Below are 19,086 nucleotides of genomic sequence, written 5' to 3' on the forward strand. Positions count from 1 at the left end.
GCGGTCGGCGCCCTGTGGTACATTCGCGTATAGGTTATCAAACTCTATCAGGTCCAAACATTTGACCGTGATGGATCAGGATGTGAATCGGGCGCCCGCTCTCCCGTGCGGGCGCGGCTTATCGAGGGGAGACTCCATGGGTACTGCCGTAACACAGCTCATCGACCGCTTCTCCGAGCAGTTCGGGGCGGGGCGCGATCTGGCGCACGTGCATGCACCGGCGCGCAGCGAGATCGCGGGCAACCACACCGACCACGAGGGCGGCCATGTGGTCGCCGGCGCGCTCGACGTATCCATCGAGGGCGTTGCCGCGCTCAACGGCACCATGACGGCGCGCGTGGCGAGCGCCGGCTACGAGCCCTTCGAGATCGACCTCTCCGATCTTTCGCCCCGCGAGGACGAGAAGGTGAGCACGGCGGGTCTCGTTCGCGGCATGGCTGCCGACCTCGCGGCGACCGGCCGTGAGGTCCAGGGCTTCGACCTCGTCATGGACAGCGATATCCCCGGCGGCTCCGGCCTGTCCTCGTCCGCAGCGCTCGAGCTCGCCGTCGGCCGCGTCATGGAGACCCTGTGGCCCGGCGACCCGGTGACGCCGACGGCCATGGCGCAGGCGGCCCAGCGCGCCGAGAACGTGTACTTCGGCAAGCCCTGTGGCCTCATGGACCAGCTCTCCGAGGCGCTCGGCGGCATCGCCCACATCAACTTCGAGGACCCGGCGAACCCCGTGTCCGAGAAGCTCGACTTCGACTTCGCCGACAAGGGCTACGCGCTCTGCCTGGCCTACATGGGCACCGATCACAGCGTGAGCACGGCCGACTACGCCGCCGTTCCCGGCGAGATGCAGGCCGTGGCCGCCGAGTTCGGCAAGACCCGCCTGTGCGAGGTCGCGCCCGAGCAGTTCGACGAGCGCGTGCGCGATCTGCGCGCCAAGCTGGGCGACCGTCCCGTGCTGCGCGCGCTGCACTACTACATCGAGAACCGCCTGGTGGTCGAGCGCTGGGACGCCCTGTGCGCCGGCGATATCGATACCTTCCTCGACCTCACCCGCCGCTCCGGTGCGAGCTCGGGCATGTACCTGCAGAACGTCTCGTGCGGCGGCAACGACCAGCCCGCCATGGTGGCCCTGGCGCTGGCCGAGCACCTGCTGGGCGATGCCGGCGCCGTGCGAATCCACGGCGGCGGTTTTGGCGGCTCCATCCAGGCCTTCGTGCCGCTCGACATGGTCGACATGTTCGTGTCCGGCATGGACGGCTGGCTCGGCGAGGGCAACTGCCGCGTCTACCGCATCGCTTCCGAGGGGGCGTACGCGGCATGGCTGTAGAGAAGACCTACGACGCCGCGGCGCTCGCGGCCGATATCGAGGCGCTCGTGCGCTATGCCGTGCGCTGCGGCCTCGTGGCGCCCGCCGACGCGGTATGGGCGCACAACACCGTGCTCGAGGCCGTGGGCGCGCCCGGCCCCGCCGCCCCGTACACCGAGGTGTACCTGGCGGCGGCCTACGCGACCTCGCCGACCTCCGACCTGACGGGCGAGCCGCCCGTGCCCAACGTGGCGATGGGCGACGACGTGTTCGACCTCGAGGGCACCGTCGAGCGCATCGCCGCGGCGGGCGTCGCCAACGGCTGCGAGGAGGACACCCCGTCGGGCGCCGACCGCATCGCCACGCGCATCATGAACATCCTCATGCCGCGCCCCTCCGAGGTGGAGCGCACCTTCGCCGCCCTGTACCGCGCGTACGGCGCTACGCCGGCGACCGACTGGTTCTACAAGATGAGCTGCGACAGCCGCTACGTGCGCAAGGCGGCCATCGCCAGGAATATCGCCTGGACCTCGGATACCGAGTGGGGCCAGCTCGAGATCACCATCAACCTCTCCAAGCCCGAGAAGGACCCCAAGGCCATCGCTGCCGCCGGTGCCGCCAAGGACACGGGCGACGTGTACCCCGCCTGCCAGCTGTGCATGGAGAACGAGGGCTACCACGGCCGCGGCGCCGGCGCCCCGCACGGCGCCCATCCGGCCCGCCAGAACCTGCGCATCCTGCCCATCACGCTGGGCGGCGAGCACTGGGGCCTGCAGTACAGCCCGTACGCCTACTTCAACGAGCACTGCATCGCCATGAGCGCCGAGCATCGCCTCATGCATGTGGACCGCGAGAACATGAGCCGTCTGCTCGATTTCGTCGATCTGTTCGGCCACTACTTCGTGGGCTCCAACGCCGACCTGCCCATCGTGGGCGGGTCCATCCTCTCGCACGATCACTTCCAGGGCGGGCGCCATGTGTTCCCCATGATGAAGGCGCCCGCCGCCAAGACGTTCGCGATCGCGGGCTTCGACAGCGTGGCCTGCGAGGTCGTGCGCTGGCCCATGAGCGTGCTGCGCCTGACGAGCGCCGACCGCGAGCAGCTGCTCGATGCGGCGGCGCACGTGCTCGAGGTGTGGCGCGGCTATTCCGATGCGGAGGCGGGTGTCGTCGCCGAGACGGTGGAAGACGGGCAGACCGTGCGCCACAACACCATCACGCCTGTTGCCTGCAAGGTCGACGGCTCCTACGTGCTCTATCTGGCCCTGCGCTGCAATATCACGACCGATGAGCACCCTCTGGGCGTGTTCCACCCGCATGCCGAGTGGCACCACATCAAGAAGGAGAACATCGGCCTCATCGAGGTCATGGGTTTGGCCATCCTGCCGCCGCGCCTGGTGGACGAGCTCGCCGCCGTGCGCGCGCGCCTGCTGGCTCATGCGGGCGATGCCGATGCCGCGGTGCTCGCCGCCGAGCTCGAGGCCGACCCGCTGACGGCCTCGCATGCCGCCTGGGCACTCGAGCTCGCCGCCGCCCATCCGGATATCGCCGAGGACACCGCCGAGCAGATCATCCGCGACGGCGTGAGCGACGTCTTCGGGCACGTGCTCGCCGACGCCGGCGTCTTCAAGTGGGACGAGGCCGGCCGCGCCGCCCAGGATCGGTTCCTCGCCGCCCTGTAGCAACACGTCCTCTCTCCCTCCTACGCGCCCCCGCCGATGCCCCGGTGGGGGCGTTTTTTTGCAGGATGGCGTGCCGCACAGAAGGCATGTACGAATTGCCCATGTATCGGGTGGAGAGGCGGACGGATGCGCATGGTAGCTTGGATGTGTCGGGCAGGGAGGTCCACCATGCGCTATGTGCTCAGCGAACAGTATCTTTTGCGTGGCTGGGACCGTCTGCCTTGGGCGGTCGTGCGCCGTCCTGAGAACACGGTGCGCTTCATCGACGCGCCCATGTTCCGCGTGCTCGAGCTGAGCGACGGCACCGTCGATTTCGACCTTCCCCTCATTTCCGACCAGATGCGGGATGTCGCCGCCCGACTCGAGCGCGAGGGCGTGCTGCGCGCCCTCGCCGACGGGGAGCGTGCCGAACTCACCGATGACCAGCGCTATGTGCGCTATCCCAACCGCTTCATCAAGACGGTTCACTGGTCCATCACGGGCCGCTGCAACTATCGGTGCCGTCATTGCTTTATGGATGCGCCGGATGCAAGGCTCGGCGAGCTCGACCATGACACGATGATGGATATCGCCCGCCAGATCGTTGAGGCGGGCATCCTGCACGTGAACCTCACCGGCGGTGAGCCGTTGGTGCGCCCCGACTTCCTAGAGATCGTGGATTACCTCATCGCGCACCACGTGGTTATCGAGCAGATCTACTCCAATGGGCGCTTGGTGACGCGCGAGCTGCTTGAAAAGCTCGATGAGCGGGGCACCCATCCCGAGTTCAACATGAGTTTTGACGGTACCGAGGGTTGGCACGACTGGCTTCGCGGTGTCGACGGTGCGACCGACGACATCTTGCGCGCCTTCGACCTTTGCCGTGCGATGGGCTTCCCCACGGGCGCAGAGATATGCCTGCACAGGGGCAACCTCCATACCCTGCGCGACAGCGTGAACCTGCTCGCCGAGCATGGTTGCCTTTCGCTCAAGACCAACCCGGTCTCCCCGACGGAGGCCTGGAAGAGAAGCGGCTCGTCCGACCTCACGCTTTCCATCGAGGAGGCCGCTGAGGCCTACCTCACCTACATCCCGCGCTACTTCGAAGACGGCATGCCGCTTTCGATCATGCTCGGTGGCATGTTCTCGTGCGAGAAGGGCAGCACCGACTGGTTCGTTCCTCGCATGCACGTTGCCACCTGCGATGCGGGGGAGAAGCCCGATGAGGCGGTTATGCAGGACTGCTTGGATTCCTGCATATGCGGCCATGCGCGGGTGACGCTCTACATATCCCCCGAAGGGCGCATGCTCCCATGCATGCCGCTCTCGGAGCTTCCCGTTCAGGACGACTATCCGGCAGTTCAGGATTTCGGCCTTGCTCGGGGGCTTACCGATTCTTCCTATCTCAGGCTCGTCACCACGACGGTAGGCGAGTACCTTGCGCGCAATCCGGAGTGCGCGGCATGTGAGTATCGCTTCGCATGCGGGGGAGGCTGCCGCGCTGGGGCGATTCGCGCGGATCCCGACAACATCATGGGTCCCGATCGTGCGATGTGCGCGCTGTACCGGGGAGGCTACTACAGGCGGGTTCGCGAGGTGGCGGAAGCTGCCGCGAAGATGAACGGATGAAGGAGGCCATTATGAACGAGAGCCTGAAAGCGTTTCTCAGCCGTGCAGGCGAGGATGATGAGCTGAAGAAGCGGATCGGCGAGGCGATGGACAAAGACGTCGAGACGAGCAGCGAGGCGGTTGCCGCGCTTGCCCGGGAAGCGGGTTTCGACATGAGCGCCGAAGACGTGCGCGAGCTGTGCCGCGGGGGCAGAGAAGAGATTGACGAGGAGGAGCTCGCCCAGGTTGTCGGTGGCGGCAGCAGCGGCACGGGTAAGGTGGTCTACAAGGATTACTGCTGGTGCGTATTCGAAGGCGAGGGTGAATTCAGGGGCAACAGCTACAAGCACTGCACATGCAGTTGGGACGGCACCGGTGAGACGATGGGCATCCACCGTTTGGTTCCGGATGGGCGCGGGAGCGGAGAGGTCCATTGCGACTGCTATGTGTACGGTTCGGGCGACGCGGTGGGAGGCGTCGATCTGTCCTGCGTAAACCTCGCGAATTCGCATCGATAGCGACAAGTTGGGTCCGGGTACAATCTTGTCGTATCGACAAGAAGGGGCCAGGTTCAAACTTGTTGCTGGAAGTATGCCTCGACACCAACTGGTATGCGGTGCTGCGTGCGGCGCGCGCTGAGGGCTGTCCCGTAGAGGATATCGAGGTCTTTGAAGATTGCTTGACCTTCGGTGATATCGCCGATCTTTCAGCGGAGGCCCGCATGGACCAACTCGGACGATGGGGTATCCCGGTTGCCGATGGGTTCCAGAAGCACCAACAGCGTTTTTACGGGTGCGTGCCTCAGGCATGCACGGTACGTGTCTGGACGGGCCGTCTCCCGCATCAGGTCATTGCGCTCGCGCTCGTCTGCGCTCTGGCGCAGACGAGCGCATCCGTGGTATGCGTCCGGGGTGCAGTGGGGGAGTGGCTGCTTGATAATCGACGGCTTCCCGAACGATTCGAAGCGTTTGCTCGCGACGCTTCGCCCATAGACGGCGTTGACCGTAAGCGCCAGGTGATGATCTGGGAGCAGCTTGTTCAAGAAGATGCCGAACTCAGAATCGCTCCGGGCGGCCAGCCATGCAGCGCGAAGGTCGACGTGTTCGACAACATCATTCGGCAGGAGCTCGCGCGAGGCGGATATCGCGACCCCGAGCGTCGAGCATACGAAATCGCATGCGCATGCATAGAGGCGGCAGGCGGTCTGCTTGCGCCCGAGTTCTTTGCCTGGCGCATACATGACAAGAAGGGGCCGGGTTCAAACTTGTCGCGACAAGTTTGAACCCGGCCCCATTTTGCCGGCTACTCGTCCACGCGGACGAAGCGGTAGCTGCGGCTCATGTAGAGCGCCGAGCTCACCGGCAGCGGCAGGCCCATGTCCATAAGGGCGTTGGCGGCGTACACGCGGTCGGAGTTGACCTCGCGGTACAGGGCGCCCGGGGTCAGGCCGCGCGGCACGACGTAGCGGGCCTCGCCGTAGCCCTCGGCCTTGGCGATGACGGAGTTCACGATAGCCTCGGAGCCGTCTTCAGCAGCGAACTCCCACATATAGACGTCGTCGGTCATGGGGTTGCTCAGGCGGTAGTACAGGCCCTCGCGCACGAGACGCTCCATGTCACGGAACTGCTGCACCTGGTTGCGGATGATCTCGCAGGCGCGCTCGGGGAGCTCAAGCAGGTCGAGCTCGTAGCCGAAGCCGCCGCCCGACATGGCGATGAGGCCGCGGGCGGAAAGCGACACGGTGCGGCCGTTGACCTCGTTGGGGCAGGCCGACACGTGGGCGCCCATGACGGAGCAGGGGTAGCCGAAGGAGCTGCCGTACTGGATGGTCATGCGGTCATGGCCGTCGGTGTTGTCACTCGTCCAGAACTGCGGGGCGTAGTGGAACCAGCCGGCGTCAAAGCGGCCGCCGCCCGCGGCGCAGCCCTCGATGAGCAGATGCGGGTAGCGCTGCACGAGGCGCTCGAGCACGTCGTAAAGGCCCAGGTAGTAGTCGTACACAACGCGGCCCTGATCGGCGGTCGCGTGCGAGTAGATGTCGACGATGCTGCGGTTGAAGTCCCACTTGAGGTACTCGATATTGCCCTGGTCGAGCACGGCGCACAGCTGATCGAAGATGTTCTTGCGCACCTCGGCGCGCGAGAAGTCGAGGACGAGCTGGTCGCGGCCGAGCGCCGGGGCCTTGCCGGGAACGGCGAGCGCCCAGTCGGGGTGCGCACGGTAGAGGTCGCTGTTCTCGTTGACCATCTCGGGCTCGACCCAGATGCCGAACTTGACGCCCGCGGCGTTGATGCGCTCGATGAGCTGGCCGAGCGTGCCGCCGAGCTTCTCCTCGTTGACGGTCCAGTCGCCGAGTGAGCGGAAGTCGTCGTGGCGCTCGCCGAACCAGCCATCGTCCATGACGAGCATGTCCATGCCCAGGTCGGCGGCCTTCTCGGCAAGGCGCACGAGCTCATCGCCGGTGAAGTTGAAGTAATGGGCCTCCCAGCTGTTCACGAGCACGGGGCGCGGGGCATCGCGCCACTCGCCACGGCACACGTTCTTGCGGATGCAGCGGTGCAGGTTGTGCGACAGGCGCTCGAGGCCGGCGTTGGAGTAGGTCATGATGATCTCGGGCGCCACGAGCTGCTCGCCGCCTTCGAGCGGGTAGGAGAACAGCTCGTCGGAGAGGCCCATCTGCATGCGGATCTGCTGGTACTGGGTCTGCTCGACCTCGGCCTTGAAGTTGCCGCTGTACACGAAGGTCATCGACCACGCACGGCCGGCGGTCTCGGTGGCATCGCGGTCGCACAGGATCATGAACGGGTTGTACTGATGGGACGACTGGCCACGGCGGCTGCCCACGCTGAAGCTGCCGGGCAGCACGTGCTGGCGGCTCGGCTTGCGCTCCATGCAGTGCTGGCCGTTGAAGGTGATGACGTCGAAGCTGCCGTGAACGAAGTCGAGGCAGGCGGTCTGCAGCTTCTCGACGGTGATGCGGCCGGTGCCCACGTTCTTGACGATGGCCGCGCGCGTGATGACGTCGACATCGGGCAGCACGCCGAACAGCAGCTCGACCTCGAGGCCGATGCGCTCGTCGGCAAGCGTCACCGAAAGCGTCTGCGTGTCGTCGGCAGCATCGCTGTAGGCTGCGGGCAGGCCGGGCAGCGCGTACTTGCCGTCGCGCATCTCGTGGCGCACGTAGCGCAGGTCGCAGCCGAAGACGCCCTCGCCGTCGCGAACCTGAAGCAGGGTGCTGCGCAGGTCGCCATTGCCCTGGAAGGGGAACTCCTGCGGCAGGACGTCGAGCGAGTAGGTGCGGTTTGCGACATCGTGCGGGCAGGCGCAGCAGCCGCTGCGGTCCGCATAGGTGGGCAGGTAGTCCATCGTGCCCTCGCTGCGCGTACCGTAGTACAGATGCAGCAGGTAGCCGTATTCGTCAACATGCATCTGATAGGTGGTGTTGCGTGTGTGCAGCGTGAAGGTGCGCGTTGCGTCATCAATGCGAATTGACATCGTGCCTCGCTCTGTCTCTTGGTTTGAAGGGAATGGCGCCGGGATCGTCCGGCAAGTCGGGGGTATTGTACGGCAGTTGGGCCCCGTCTCCGGGGCCCAACTGTGAGAGGTTATAAGCTACATCTGCTATGCATATGTCGCATCATGTGCATGTAATGTCGCAAAACCGCTATTTAACCGCACCGTTGGTGACGCCGCCGATGATCTGCTTCTGGGCGACGATGTAGAAGATGATCATCGGGAGCATGGCCAGCAGGTAGGACGCGAACGCCAGGTTGTAGTTCGTGGAGAATGCGGTCTGGAAGTTCATCTGCGCGAGCGGCAGCGTGTTCACGCCCTGGCCTCCCATGATGACGAGCGGGGTCATGACGTCGTTCCACACGGCCAGGCCGGTGATGACGGCGACGGTGGCGTGCATGGGCTTCATGAGCGGGAAGATGACCTTCCAATAGGTGCTCCAGGTGGAGGCGCCGTCCATGCGCGCGGCCTCTTCGAGCGCGATGGGGATGTTACGCAGGTAGCCGGTGTAGAGCATCATGTTCATGGGCATGTAGAACACGATGTAGAGGATCATGACGCCCACCATGTTGTCCAGGTGCATCACGGCGGTCTGCTTGACGAGCGGCATCATCAGGATCGCGAAGGGCACGTACATGCCGGCGATGATGAAGTAGTACGACGCCTTGTAGACGCGGCTGTGATCCATGTTGCGGCCGATCGCGTAGGCGGCGAGGCTGTGGATCAGGATGGACGCCACGACGGCCACGACGGTGATGATCAGCGAATTCAGGAACGAATTGAAGAAGTCGGTGACCTGGATGGCCTGGATGAAGTTGTCGAGGCTCCAGGAGCTCGGCAGAGACAGGATGCCGGCGATGTCGTTCGTCATCTCGGAGGGATCCTTGAAGGCGATGACGACCGCCATGTACAGCGGGAAGATGATGGTGATGAGGCCGATGATGAGCAGGATGGTGATAGGCCAGTTCACCCGCTCTTTAACTTTCTCGTTAGCCATTAGAGCTGCTCCTCCTTACTGTTCAAGAACTTGGTCTGCAGGATGGAGACCACGGCGATCAGGATGAAGAAGATCACCGCGTTGGCGCACTGGTAGCCGAACTGGCCGCCGGACAGGCCGTTGTTGTAGATGAGGTAGGAGATCGACTCGGTGGACTGGGCGGGACCGCCGGAGGTCATCGAGACGATCTGGTCGAAGACCATCAGCATGTCCTTCATCACGAGCACCATGTTGGTGGTGACGCTTGGCATGATGAGGGGGAAGGTGATGTAGCGGAACTTATCCCAGCCGGTGGCGCCGTCGAGGCTGCCTGCCTCGTAGACGTCTTCGGGCACCGACGACAGGCCGGTGATGTAGATGATCGTGGTCTGCGCGCAGGCCTGCCACACGACGACGACCACGATGGCCACCCACGCCCAGTCGGGGTTCGCGAGAATGGATTCGGTGCCGGTGATGGCGGGCACGATGTAGGTGAAGAAGTAGCTGAACACGTAGCCGACGACCAGGCCGCCCAGGATGCGGGGCACGAAGTAGACGCCGCGCAGTGCGCTCTTGAACTTGATTTTGCTCGAAAGCCCGATGGCCAGCATGAGCGAGATGACGTTCGTGCCGAGTGTGGCGACGATGGCCACCTTGAACGTGAACAGATACGAGTTCAGGATACGAGTATCGCTGAACATGTCGATGTAGTTCTGGATGCCGACGATGTTGAAGGCGCCGTAGCCCTTCGAGTCGGTGAAGCTGTACAAAAAGCCCGTGATGAGCGGGATCGTATTGAATGCGCAGAAGAGCACAAGAACCGGAATCAGAATCGCCATGAAGGTCTTGCGGCGATTCGACCCGATTGCAGCCGTACTTGCCATAGCGCGTCCTCCTTACTGCTGACCCTTGCTGTCCTGTACCTTACGGATGACATTGCGGTTGTAGCGTTGCCAATCGGTGTCCCATTTCTCCAGGAACGCGTCGATGTCCTTGTTCAGAAGCATCGTCTGGACCTGCGCGTCGCAACCCATGGAGGATGGATAGGAGTGGTCGAGGTAGTCGAGGACGCGGCCCTCGTCCAAGAAGGACTGGATGTCGTCAAACAGCGGATCGAGCTCGAAATCTCCCTTCAGACAGGGGATGGCGCGCTGGTCGTCGATGTAGGTCTGGATGTTCTCGGCTTGCGACAGGAAATTGATGACCTCATACACGGCGTCCTTGTGCTCGCAGGTCTCGGCGACGCACCACTGCAGGTCGACGCCGGAGACGACTACGCGGTCCTCGGCGCGCTCCGCCGAGGGCATGGCGAACATGCCGATGTTCATATCGGGGTTCACCGAGAGGATCTGCGGTACGGCAAACGAGCCGCAGGGGTACATGGCGCTCTGGCCGCGCGCGAACGCGGTGCAGGCGTCGTTATAGGCATAGGCGAACGGGCCGGGCTCCGCGTAGTCCAGCAGCTCGAGCATGCGCTCGGCGGGTTCGCGGTAGTAGTCTGCGAACTTGGCCTCGCCGAGGTTCACCTTGTAATTGAGATCCGACGGGACCATATTCGCCGTGATGGAGTTCCACGGCGACAGGATGGTCCACGTGTCGAGGTAGCCCAGGTAGATGGGGTAGATATCGGGTGTTTCACTCTGGATCTGCTTGAACAAGGCGATCAGCTCGTCCCAGGTCTCGGGAATCATCCAGCCGTGCTCCTCGAACATATCCTTGTTGTAGAGCATGCCGGCGGCGTTCGCTACATAGGGCACGCCGTAGATGCCCTCCATGGGTACGTAGGTCACGCTGTCGAGGATGTCGATGTAGGCGTCCTGTACGTCGTTGAGGGTCGGGCAGTCGGAGACGTCGGCGAGAATCTGGGAGTCGGTGAAGCTCGCGTAGTCACCATCGCCACCGATGCCGATGACATCGGGGTAGTTCTCACGCACGAAGCGCGTCTTCATGACGGTCACGGCGTCTGCCGGGCTCTGGATATTGAGGTAGATGTCATCGTGCGCCGCGTTGAACTCCTCCATGAGGTGCTCGAAGATGCTCACGGCCTCCTGCTTGTAGCTGACGATCTCAACCTCGATCTTGCCGTCTGCGCGCTCGGTGGTGCAGCCGCTGAACAGCAGGCCTGCTGCTCCGGTAGCCGCTCCTCCCAGGAGCGCGCGGCGGGAAATGGGTTTGTTCAGCATGCGAAAAGCCTCCTTCCGCGCTTAGTGAACGATGGCCAGCTCGGTCTGCTTGTCGAACGCGTGGACCTTGTCGAGGTCGAACGCGACCTTGATGCGGGAGCCGACGCGCGCGGGGTTGGTGGACGAGACGTGGCTGGAGATGGCGCCGCCGTCGATGTCGGCGTAGATCATGGCCTCGGAGCCGAGCAGCTCGTAGACGGTGACCGTGGCCTCGATGGTCTCGGAGAGGTTGCGGTCGGCGGGATGCTCGTTGGAGTCCACGACGTCCTCGGGACGGATGCCCAGGGTGACGACCTTGCCCACATAGCCCTTATCGGCGAGCACCTTGCCCTTGGCCTCGGGCAGGGTGATGGTGTTCTTGCCGAAGGTGAGGGTGACCTTGTCGCCCGCCTTGCCCACGGTGGCATCGATGAAGTTCATCTGCGGGCTGCCGATGAAGCCGGCGACGAACAGGTTGCAGGGCTCGGCGTAGAGCTTCGAGGGGCTATCGACCTGCTGCATCACGCCGTCCTTCATGACGACGATGCGGGTGCCGAGCGTCATGGCCTCGGTCTGGTCGTGCGTGACGTAGATGATGGTGGCGCCCAGGCGCTGGTGCAGCTTCGAGATCTCGGCGCGCATCTGGACGCGGAGCTTGGCGTCGAGGTTCGACAGTGGCTCGTCCATAAGGTAGACCTTCGGGTTGCGGCAGATGGCGCGGCCCATGGCGACGCGCTGGCGCTGGCCGCCGGAAAGCGCGCTAGGCTTGCGGTCGAGCAGCTTCTCGAGGTCGAGGATGCGGGCCGTCTCGCGGACGGTCTTGTCGATCTCGTCGGGGTTGGCCTTGCGGAGCTTCATCGGGAAGGCCATGTTGTCGTAGACGGTCATGTGCGGGTAGAGCGCGTAGTTCTGGAAGACCATCGCGATGTCGCGGTCCTTCGGCTCAACGTCGTTCACCACGCGGCCGTCGATCTTGAGGGTGCCGGAGGTGATGTCCTCGAGGCCGGCGATCATGCGCAGCGTCGTGGACTTGCCGCAGCCCGAGGGGCCGACAAAGATGATGAACTCCTTGTCGGCGATCTTCAGGTTGAAGTCCTTAACGCCCTCATAGCCGTTCGGGTATTTCTTCCCCACGTGTTCCAGAGAGAGTTCTGCCATTGCGTAACCCCTTCCTGTATGCCCGTTCATCCAGCTACGTCAGACGGGCAGTTCTTACTGCGGGTTTTATACTAAGTTAGCCATTTTGCGAGCTTTAGCATCCATGAAGGTATACAAACTGATGGAGTTCGTGATGGTGCAGGAAAACAGCTATGGAAAAGGGGACTGAAAAAGGGATGTGTTCGGCAAACGGCGCGAATCGGTCCGGAAACGGTTTTTCTTCAAAATCGCATTTACGCAAGTCATCTGCAGAAATGCCATCTACCAGCGCAAATGATGGAAAACACGCATAACGGTAGAAAATATACCAATTTGGGAAAGAAAAATCGCAAAAACTAATATACAGTGATAGAGCGATTTACGACATATCGAACCATCCGAGAATGCATCATGCGGAAGTGGGAGGGCGCGGGCCATGCCGATGCACGAGATCGTCTCGTCGACGTTTTCCAGGGGTAAGTACATCGATCTGATGCCGTACCAGTATGGGCGCGAGGTCTGCACGCCCGGTCACGCGTTCGGACCGTTCCGCCGCAGCCATTACCTGTTCCACTACATCATCGCCGGACGCGGTACGCTCGTGGCGTCCGACGAGTCGGGCAAGCAGACGACCTACCACCTGCAGGCGGGCGAGGGTTTCATGATCTTCCCCGGTCAGGTGAACACCTACTATGCGGATATGGAAGACCCATGGGAATATATCTGGGTGGAGTTCGACGGCATCAGGGTCAAGGAGTCCCTGTCGTTTGCCGGCATGATGGAGTCCTCTCCCATCTACCGCGCGGATAAAACCGATATGCGCGAGGTCATGGAGCAGGAGATGCGCTACCTGGTCGACCATCAGGACGACTCGGCCTTCCAGCTCATCGGCCACACCTACCTGTTCTTGGACAGTCTGCTGCGCTCCGCGGTGACGCCGCGTGCGACCGCGACGAGCAAGCTGCAGGACCTCTACATTCGCGAGGCCATGACCTATATCGAGCAGAACTACCAAAACGGCATCACGGTGGAGGACATCGCCCGTCAGACGGGGCTCAACCGCAGCTACTTCGGCAAGATCTTCAAGAGCGCCACGGACAAATCGCCCCAGCAGTACCTCATCGACTTCCGCATGACCAAGGCGGCCCAGCTGCTCAAGCTCACGGCGCTGTCGGTGGGCGAGGTCGGCCGCGCGGTGGGCTACCCCAACCAGCTGCACTTCTCGCGCGCCTTCAAGAGCACCTTCGGCCTGTGCCCGCGCGAGTGGCGCCGCGAGAACGCCAAGGTGTAGACGCGCTTTGCGAATCGATGGGAATGGGGCCGGCAGGCGCGCTGCCCGCTGCTCCGTGCTACCATAAGGACGTTTGCAAACCACCTCGCACCTTGGAGGAAATCCATGAGCAACGTTCTCGTTTTCGGTCACCAGAACCCCGATAACGACGCCATCATGAGCGCCGTCGTCCTCTCCCAGCTGCTGAACCAGGTCAACTACAACGGCGATACCTACCAGGCCTGCTGCCTGGGTCCGCTGCCCGCTGAGTCCGCCAAGCTGCTGGCCGACGCCGGCATCGACGAGCCCCAGCTGATCGAGTCCGTCGAGGAGGGCCAGAAGGTCGTCCTGACCGACCACAACGAGGCCGGCCAGTCCGTCGCGGGCCTCGAGGGCGCGCAGATCGTCGGCGTGGTCGACCACCATCGCTTCGGCGGCTTCACCACCGCGGCCCCGCTGCACATCATCGCGCTGCCCTGGGGCTCCTCCTGCTCCATCGTGGCCAAGCTCTTCGACGTCCTCGGCGTCGTTCCCACCGACACCCAGGCCAAGCTGCTGCTGTCGGCCATGATGACCGACACCCTCATGCTCAAGAGCCCCACGGCGACCGATATCGACGCCGCCATCGCCGCCAAGCTCGGCGAGCAGCTGGGCGTCGACCCGGTCAAGTTCGGCATGGAGGTCTTCCTCACCCGTCCGTCCGGCTCCTTCACGGCCGAGCAGATGGTCGGCAACGACATCAAGCAGTTCGAGGTCGGCGACAAGAAGCTGCTCATCGGTCAGTATGAGACGGTCGACAAGACCCGCGCGCTCGGCATGATCCCCGAGATCCGCGAGGCCATGCGCGCCTATCAGGCCGAGAAGGGTGCCGACGGCATCGTTTTGTGCCTGACCGACATCATGGAGGAGGGCTCGCAGGTGCTCTTCGAGGGCGAGACCGCCGTGGCTCAGAAGGGCCTGGGCGTCGCCGATGTCGCCGAGGGCGTGTGGATGCCCGGCGTGCTGTCGCGCAAGAAGCAGGTCGCCGCGCCCATCCTCGCCGCCGCCGAGTAGCCTGATCGCAAGCTGTCTCTTCAATGCCCGGTGCCGCGTGATGCGGTGCCGGGCATTGTCTTCCGGCTGCGCGCAACGGTGCCGGAAGACAAGCTGGGCGCCCCTGCGACCGCCGGCGGCGAATCCAGCCTTATTCCCGGGGCCGGCATCAATTCGAGATCCCCGGTGAAGCGCCCGCGCCTGCCGTCCTCTTTCCAAGGGTCGCTTCGCCCTCTTTGAACGGCAATCGGCGGGTCATACCCTGTTTACATTGAGAATAACGATGCGTGCCGATCGCGTATGCCGCGGCGATAGCTCCGCATGCAGGCGGCCTCCTGCATAAGCCTCGTCAGAGGCGCATGTAGCCCGACATGCGGCAGGCTCCTGCGGCCTTGGTCTGGCGGATCTGTTGCTCGGTGGTGTCGGTGACGCCGCCCAGGGCGAGCACCGGAACATGGGCCCGGGCGATAACCGCGTTGAGGAAATCCAGGCCGCGCCCGGGCAGCGGCTTGCACGACGGGGCGAAGACAGGGCTGGCAATGAGGTAGTCTGCGCCCAGGGCCTCCGCGCCGACGACCTCGTCCAGCTCGTGAACGTTGGTGCCCACCAGCTCAAAGCCCGCCGGGCGGCCCGTGCGCGCCAGCACGGGCAGCGGCAGGTGCAGGCTCCGAGCGCCCGCGCGCCGGGCGGGCTCGACAAAGGAGTGGGCGATGAAGGCGACGTGCGCGCGCTCGCAGGCTGCGCGCACGTCGCGCGCCAAGCGCTCGTAGGCGTCTGGCGCCAGGTCCTTCTCGCGCAGGACCAGTGCGTCGACCTTGCCGGCCAGCCGCTCCACCTGATCGGGAAGCGGGCGTGTGCAGTTGTGCCGATCCGTTATCGCCACGCGAGCGAATTGTCCGGATGAGAAGAGCACGGCAAGGCTCGGTGCGCCAGCGGGTGCCGTTCCAGCGCCGGCGGCAGCCGGGGCGGACGTCTGCATGGCGGCAGGACTGGCCGCCCCGGTCGTCCCCGCGGCACCGACGGCCCTCACCTCCATTGATCGACCGGATGCGATATGCTCGTCAACCATAGCGCTCCTCTCTGAGTTTTCGTTGATCGGCGCATCGCCTGCGGGCGGGCGCGGCGGCTACACCAGCACGTGGTCGTTCATCACCGGCTCCAGACCCATCCGTCGCATGGCGGCGCACATGGTGGGGAGGTCGCGGGTGTCCGCTATCTCAAACTGATCGTCGCCCTCGTCGGCCTGGTGGGTGTGCTCGCCCACGCCCGTCGACACGCCTGCCGATACCTTGGTGGCCGTGATGACGGCCGCGTGGTCACGGAACCGCGCGCTTTCGCGCGAGGACACCGTGAGTCCCGCAAACGGCATGAAGATGCGGTACGCGCAGATGACCTGCATGAGCTGGCGCTCGCTCACGTGCGGCGCATGCGGAACGACACCGCCCTTGGCCGGGCGCATGCGCGGGCACGAGAAGCTGATCTCGGCCGCGGGGTAGGCGCGCTGGATCTCCCATGCGTGCAGGCCGCAGGCCAGGGCATCGCGGCGGAAGTCGGCTAGGCCCAGCAGCGGCGCAAACGCCACGCCGCGCATGCCGCCGCGCAGCGCGCGCTCCTGCGCCTCGAAGCGGTACGGCATGATGCGCTTGCGGCCGCGCAGGTGGAGCTTGCCGTAGCGCACGGGATCGTAGGTCTCTTGGAACACGGTGACGTAGTCGACGCCGGCGGCGCGCAGGCGCGCGTAGTCCGCCACGTTGGCGGGGTAGACCTCCACGCCCACCGTGCGGAAGCGCTCCGCCGCGAGCTCGCAGGCGCGTGCGATATAGTCCACGCTGCTGCGCTGCGGGTCCTCGCCGGTGAGCAGCAGGATCTCCTCCTGGCCCGTGGCCGCGATGGCGTCGAGCTCCGCTATGATCTCGGCCTCGTTCAGCTGCGCGCGGCGGATGTCGCTTGCGCAGTTGAAACCGCAGTACACGCAGCGGTTCTCGCAGTAGTTGGCGATGTAGAGGGGCGTGAAGAACTGCACGTTGGTGCCAAACCACCGCGCGCGCTCGCGCTGGGCGCGTACGGCCATCTGTTCCAGATACGGTTCTGCTGCGGGGGCGAGAAGCACGCCGAAGTCCTCCGGCCCCACCGTGTCCTCGGCCAGCACGCGGCGTACGTCGGCGGCGGTCACGGCGCTCGGATCGTACGTCTCGGCGGCATCGAGCACCCGGTCGAACATGCCGCCGCCCAGCACGTCCATGTCCGGCAGGAACGTGAGCGGATCGAGGGCGCGATCCGTGTGAATGGCCGCGTCGAGCGCCTCCTGGGACAGCAGTGCGAGGCGGTACGCGCGCGTGCCCACCGCTTCGCGCGGAAGGTCGGCCGTGGTGAGGTCGCCGGCGGCCAGGGCCGCCGCGGCGTTTTCGGGAACGGTGCCCGATGCGTCCTTCTCGCCCTGCTCGGTCTTGTCCGCCATGGCTACCGCCCCTCTTCCTCAAGAAAACCGGTCAGCGGGGACGACGCCTCGCCTGTGTCCAGCACGCGGCCCAGGCCGGCCCGGTACGCTGCGCGACCGGCCTCCACCGCTTGGCCGAAGGCGCGAGCCATAAGGCGGATGTCTCCGGCGGTGGCCACTGCCGTGTTGGCCATGACCGCCGTGGCGCCCATCTCCATGGCTTCGCACGCCTGCGACGGCCGGCCGATCCCGGCGTCCACGATCACCGGCAGATCGATCTCCTCGATGAGGATGCGGATGAAATCCCGTGTGACTAGGCCCTTGTTGGACCCGATGGGCGCGCCTAGCGGCATGACCGCGGCGGCGCCGGCGGAGACCAGATCGCGCGCCACGTTGAGGTCGGGGTACATGTAGGGCAGCACGGTGAAGCCCTCGTCGGCGAGGAGCTCGGTGGCGCGGACGGTCTCGGCGTTATCCGGCAGCAGGTATTTGGTGTCGCGGATGACCTCCACCTTGACGAGGTCGCCGCAACCCAGCTCGCGCGCCAGGCGGGCGATGCGCACGGCTTCCTTGGCGGTGCGGGCGCCCGACGTGTTGGGCAGCAGGGTCACGCCGTCCGGGATGGCGTCCAGGATGTTGCCTTCCTGGCCGGTGTTGGCGCGCCGCACGGCCAAGGTCACGATTTCGGCGCCGGCGTCCTCGACGGCCGCGCGGACCAGGTCCAGCCTGAACTTGCCCGAACCCAGGATGAAGCGCGAGCTGAATTCCTTGCCGCCCAGCAGCCAGGTATCCGCCTCCGGGGCCTGGCAGGCGGTTTGCGTATGATCTGACATTGATGATGCTCCTCTCTTTTCTGGGATCCTTGCCGCGCCTGTTCCATCGCTGGGACGGGGCGCAGAGGGTCGTTGCGTTACGTGCGATAGGGACGAGGGAACGCGCCCTAGCCCTCCGGTGCTTCCTCTCCCATGATGAGGCGCAGGGCGAGAAGCGCCTGCTGGGCGGCGCACAGCGCCACGCGCGGCGCGTAGAGCACCTGGCCCGCGCCCACGTCCGACCTTCCATCGCCGCAGAGGTAAAGCCGTCGGCCCATCCGGCGTGTGACGATTTCCGCCGCCGGCCCCAGGCCCGCCATGCCGTTGCCGGCGATGACCACCGGGCCGTCAGGCTGGGCGAGAAGCTCCTCGACCAGGAGCGCCTTGGCCTCCGGGGCGTCGAACGCCTCGCATACAAGGGGGCAGCCGGCAAAGAGCGCGCGTGCATTGGCCGCCGTCACGCGTTCGCACCGGGCGTCCACGACGATCTTCGGGTCGATGGCGCGCAGTTGATCGGCTAGCGCCTCGACCTTGGGCATGCCCACGTGCTGCCGGAAGTAATGCTGGCGGTTGAGGTTGCTCGCATCGACCGCGTCGAAGTCCACGATGCGCAAGGCGCCGATGCCGCTGCGCGCCAGCATGACCGCGATGTTCGACCCCAGCCCGCCGGCGCCGGCGATGCCTACGCAGGCCGCGCGCAGGCGCTCGCGCGCCGCCGTTCCGATGCGCGCCGCAAGGGGGTCTGCCGCTCCGGCGCGCACGCTGCCCTCGTCCATCAGCCGCCTCCCACAAACCGTACGATCTCCAGCGCATCGTCGGCGCGCAGCGTGCGTTCGGCAAACTGCGCGCGCGGCACGATGTCGCCGTTGAGCTCGCACGCCACGCGCGTGCCCTCAAAGTCCATCCGGTCGAGCAGCTGCGCCAGCGTAAGGCCGTCGACCGACGGATCCTCCTTGCCGTTCACCCGTGCCATGGGACCTCCTCTCGTTACGGAATCGTCGCCAGCCAAGAGCACGCACCCGCGGCCACCGCGCCTCCGCTGCAAGAGCGGGGCGTCGAGCCAACAGACGATATGAGCTGAACATTGGGCCCTCCCCCTGTCGCGGCTCCGTGGGTCGGGCGACAATGGTCGTACCACCAACCGTGGCCGCGCGCCACATGCGACGGAGGAGGGCACC

The 19,086-nt window shown here is 64.9% G+C and carries 17 protein-coding genes; 7 read left to right on the forward strand and 10 right to left on the reverse strand.

Annotated elements, in window-relative coordinates:
• The first annotated feature begins 136 nt into the window (after nucleotides 1-136).
• From H6A16_RS09435 to H6A16_RS09455, 5 genes are all read left to right on the forward strand, one after another.
• The gene (locus tag H6A16_RS09435; RefSeq protein WP_204618555.1) at nucleotides 137-1,321 is read left to right on the forward strand and encodes a galactokinase; all 1,185 of its coding nucleotides are present in this window, start codon (nucleotides 137-139) and stop codon (nucleotides 1,319-1,321) included.
• The gene (locus H6A16_RS09440) at nucleotides 1,312-2,982 is read left to right on the forward strand and encodes a UDP-glucose--hexose-1-phosphate uridylyltransferase (protein WP_204618557.1); all 1,671 of its coding nucleotides are present in this window, start codon (nucleotides 1,312-1,314) and stop codon (nucleotides 2,980-2,982) included. The genes H6A16_RS09435 and H6A16_RS09440 overlap by 10 nt, the downstream gene beginning before the upstream one ends.
• 168 nt (nucleotides 2,983-3,150) lie before the next feature.
• Nucleotides 3,151-4,590, forward strand: coding sequence for a radical SAM/SPASM domain-containing protein (locus tag H6A16_RS09445; RefSeq protein WP_204618559.1), 1,440 nt, complete (start codon nucleotides 3,151-3,153; stop codon nucleotides 4,588-4,590).
• Nucleotides 4,587-5,087: a Nif11-like leader peptide family natural product precursor gene (locus H6A16_RS09450; RefSeq protein WP_204618562.1), complete on the forward strand. Its 501-nt coding sequence runs from the start codon at nucleotides 4,587-4,589 to the stop codon at nucleotides 5,085-5,087. Before H6A16_RS09445 ends, H6A16_RS09450 begins: the two co-directional genes overlap by 4 nt.
• A gap of 59 nt (nucleotides 5,088-5,146) precedes the next feature.
• Nucleotides 5,147-5,851 carry a DUF1835 domain-containing protein gene (locus H6A16_RS09455; protein WP_204618564.1) on the forward strand — a complete coding sequence of 235 codons (705 nt, stop codon included), beginning with the start codon at nucleotides 5,147-5,149 and terminating at the stop codon, nucleotides 5,849-5,851.
• A 20-nt stretch (nucleotides 5,852-5,871) separates the two neighbouring features.
• Here the strand turns inward: H6A16_RS09455 and H6A16_RS09460 are convergent, their stop codons facing one another.
• The 5 genes from H6A16_RS09460 to H6A16_RS09480 form a co-directional block, all read right to left on the reverse strand.
• Nucleotides 5,872-8,064 (reverse strand): alpha-galactosidase, encoded by a 2,193-nt coding sequence (locus tag H6A16_RS09460; RefSeq protein WP_204618566.1) that lies wholly within the window; start codon nucleotides 8,062-8,064, stop codon nucleotides 5,872-5,874.
• Nucleotides 8,065-8,233: 169 nt separating this feature from the next.
• Nucleotides 8,234-9,079: a carbohydrate ABC transporter permease gene (locus tag H6A16_RS09465; RefSeq protein ID WP_204618569.1), complete on the reverse strand. Its 846-nt coding sequence runs from the start codon at nucleotides 9,077-9,079 to the stop codon at nucleotides 8,234-8,236.
• A complete protein-coding gene (locus H6A16_RS09470; protein WP_204618571.1) occupies nucleotides 9,079-9,942 on the reverse strand; it encodes a carbohydrate ABC transporter permease in 864 nt (287 codons plus the stop codon). Before H6A16_RS09470 ends, H6A16_RS09465 begins: the two co-directional genes overlap by 1 nt.
• A gap of 12 nt (nucleotides 9,943-9,954) precedes the next feature.
• Nucleotides 9,955-11,241, reverse strand: coding sequence for an ABC transporter substrate-binding protein (locus H6A16_RS09475; RefSeq protein ID WP_204618573.1), 1,287 nt, complete (start codon nucleotides 11,239-11,241; stop codon nucleotides 9,955-9,957).
• Between the two features lie 21 nt (nucleotides 11,242-11,262).
• Nucleotides 11,263-12,378, reverse strand: a complete 1,116-nt coding sequence (locus H6A16_RS09480) for an ABC transporter ATP-binding protein (RefSeq protein WP_204618575.1) — start codon at nucleotides 12,376-12,378, stop codon at nucleotides 11,263-11,265.
• Nucleotides 12,379-12,793: 415 nt separating this feature from the next.
• Between H6A16_RS09480 and H6A16_RS09485 the strand changes: the two genes are divergently transcribed.
• On the forward strand, nucleotides 12,794-13,648 hold the full coding sequence (locus tag H6A16_RS09485) for an AraC family transcriptional regulator (RefSeq protein WP_204618577.1): 855 nt from the start codon (nucleotides 12,794-12,796) through the stop codon (nucleotides 13,646-13,648).
• A 105-nt stretch (nucleotides 13,649-13,753) separates the two neighbouring features.
• A complete protein-coding gene (locus H6A16_RS09490) occupies nucleotides 13,754-14,680 on the forward strand; it encodes a manganese-dependent inorganic pyrophosphatase (RefSeq protein ID WP_204618579.1) in 927 nt (308 codons plus the stop codon).
• Between the two features lie 328 nt (nucleotides 14,681-15,008).
• On the opposite strand, the gene H6A16_RS09495 is transcribed toward H6A16_RS09490, so the two are convergent.
• The 5 genes from H6A16_RS09495 to thiS form a co-directional block, all read right to left on the reverse strand.
• The gene (locus H6A16_RS09495; RefSeq protein ID WP_239458324.1) at nucleotides 15,009-15,728 is read right to left on the reverse strand and encodes a thiamine phosphate synthase; all 720 of its coding nucleotides are present in this window, start codon (nucleotides 15,726-15,728) and stop codon (nucleotides 15,009-15,011) included.
• A gap of 57 nt (nucleotides 15,729-15,785) precedes the next feature.
• A complete protein-coding gene (thiH, locus tag H6A16_RS09500; protein WP_204618581.1) occupies nucleotides 15,786-17,117 on the reverse strand; it encodes a 2-iminoacetate synthase ThiH in 1,332 nt (443 codons plus the stop codon).
• Nucleotides 17,118-17,119: 2 nt separating this feature from the next.
• Nucleotides 17,120-17,929 (reverse strand): thiazole synthase, encoded by an 810-nt coding sequence (locus H6A16_RS09505; protein ID WP_204618583.1) that lies wholly within the window; start codon nucleotides 17,927-17,929, stop codon nucleotides 17,120-17,122.
• Nucleotides 17,930-18,036: 107 nt separating this feature from the next.
• Entirely contained in the window at nucleotides 18,037-18,684 is a 648-nt protein-coding gene (thiF, locus tag H6A16_RS09510) for a sulfur carrier protein ThiS adenylyltransferase ThiF (protein WP_204563170.1), read from the reverse strand.
• A complete protein-coding gene (thiS, locus tag H6A16_RS09515) occupies nucleotides 18,684-18,881 on the reverse strand; it encodes a sulfur carrier protein ThiS (RefSeq protein WP_066828748.1) in 198 nt (65 codons plus the stop codon). The genes thiF and thiS overlap by 1 nt, the downstream gene beginning before the upstream one ends.
• Between the last annotated feature and the right edge of the window lie 205 nt (nucleotides 18,882-19,086).

This window comes from Collinsella tanakaei (genome assembly GCF_016900375.1).
GTDB lineage: Bacteria > Actinomycetota > Coriobacteriia > Coriobacteriales > Coriobacteriaceae > Collinsella.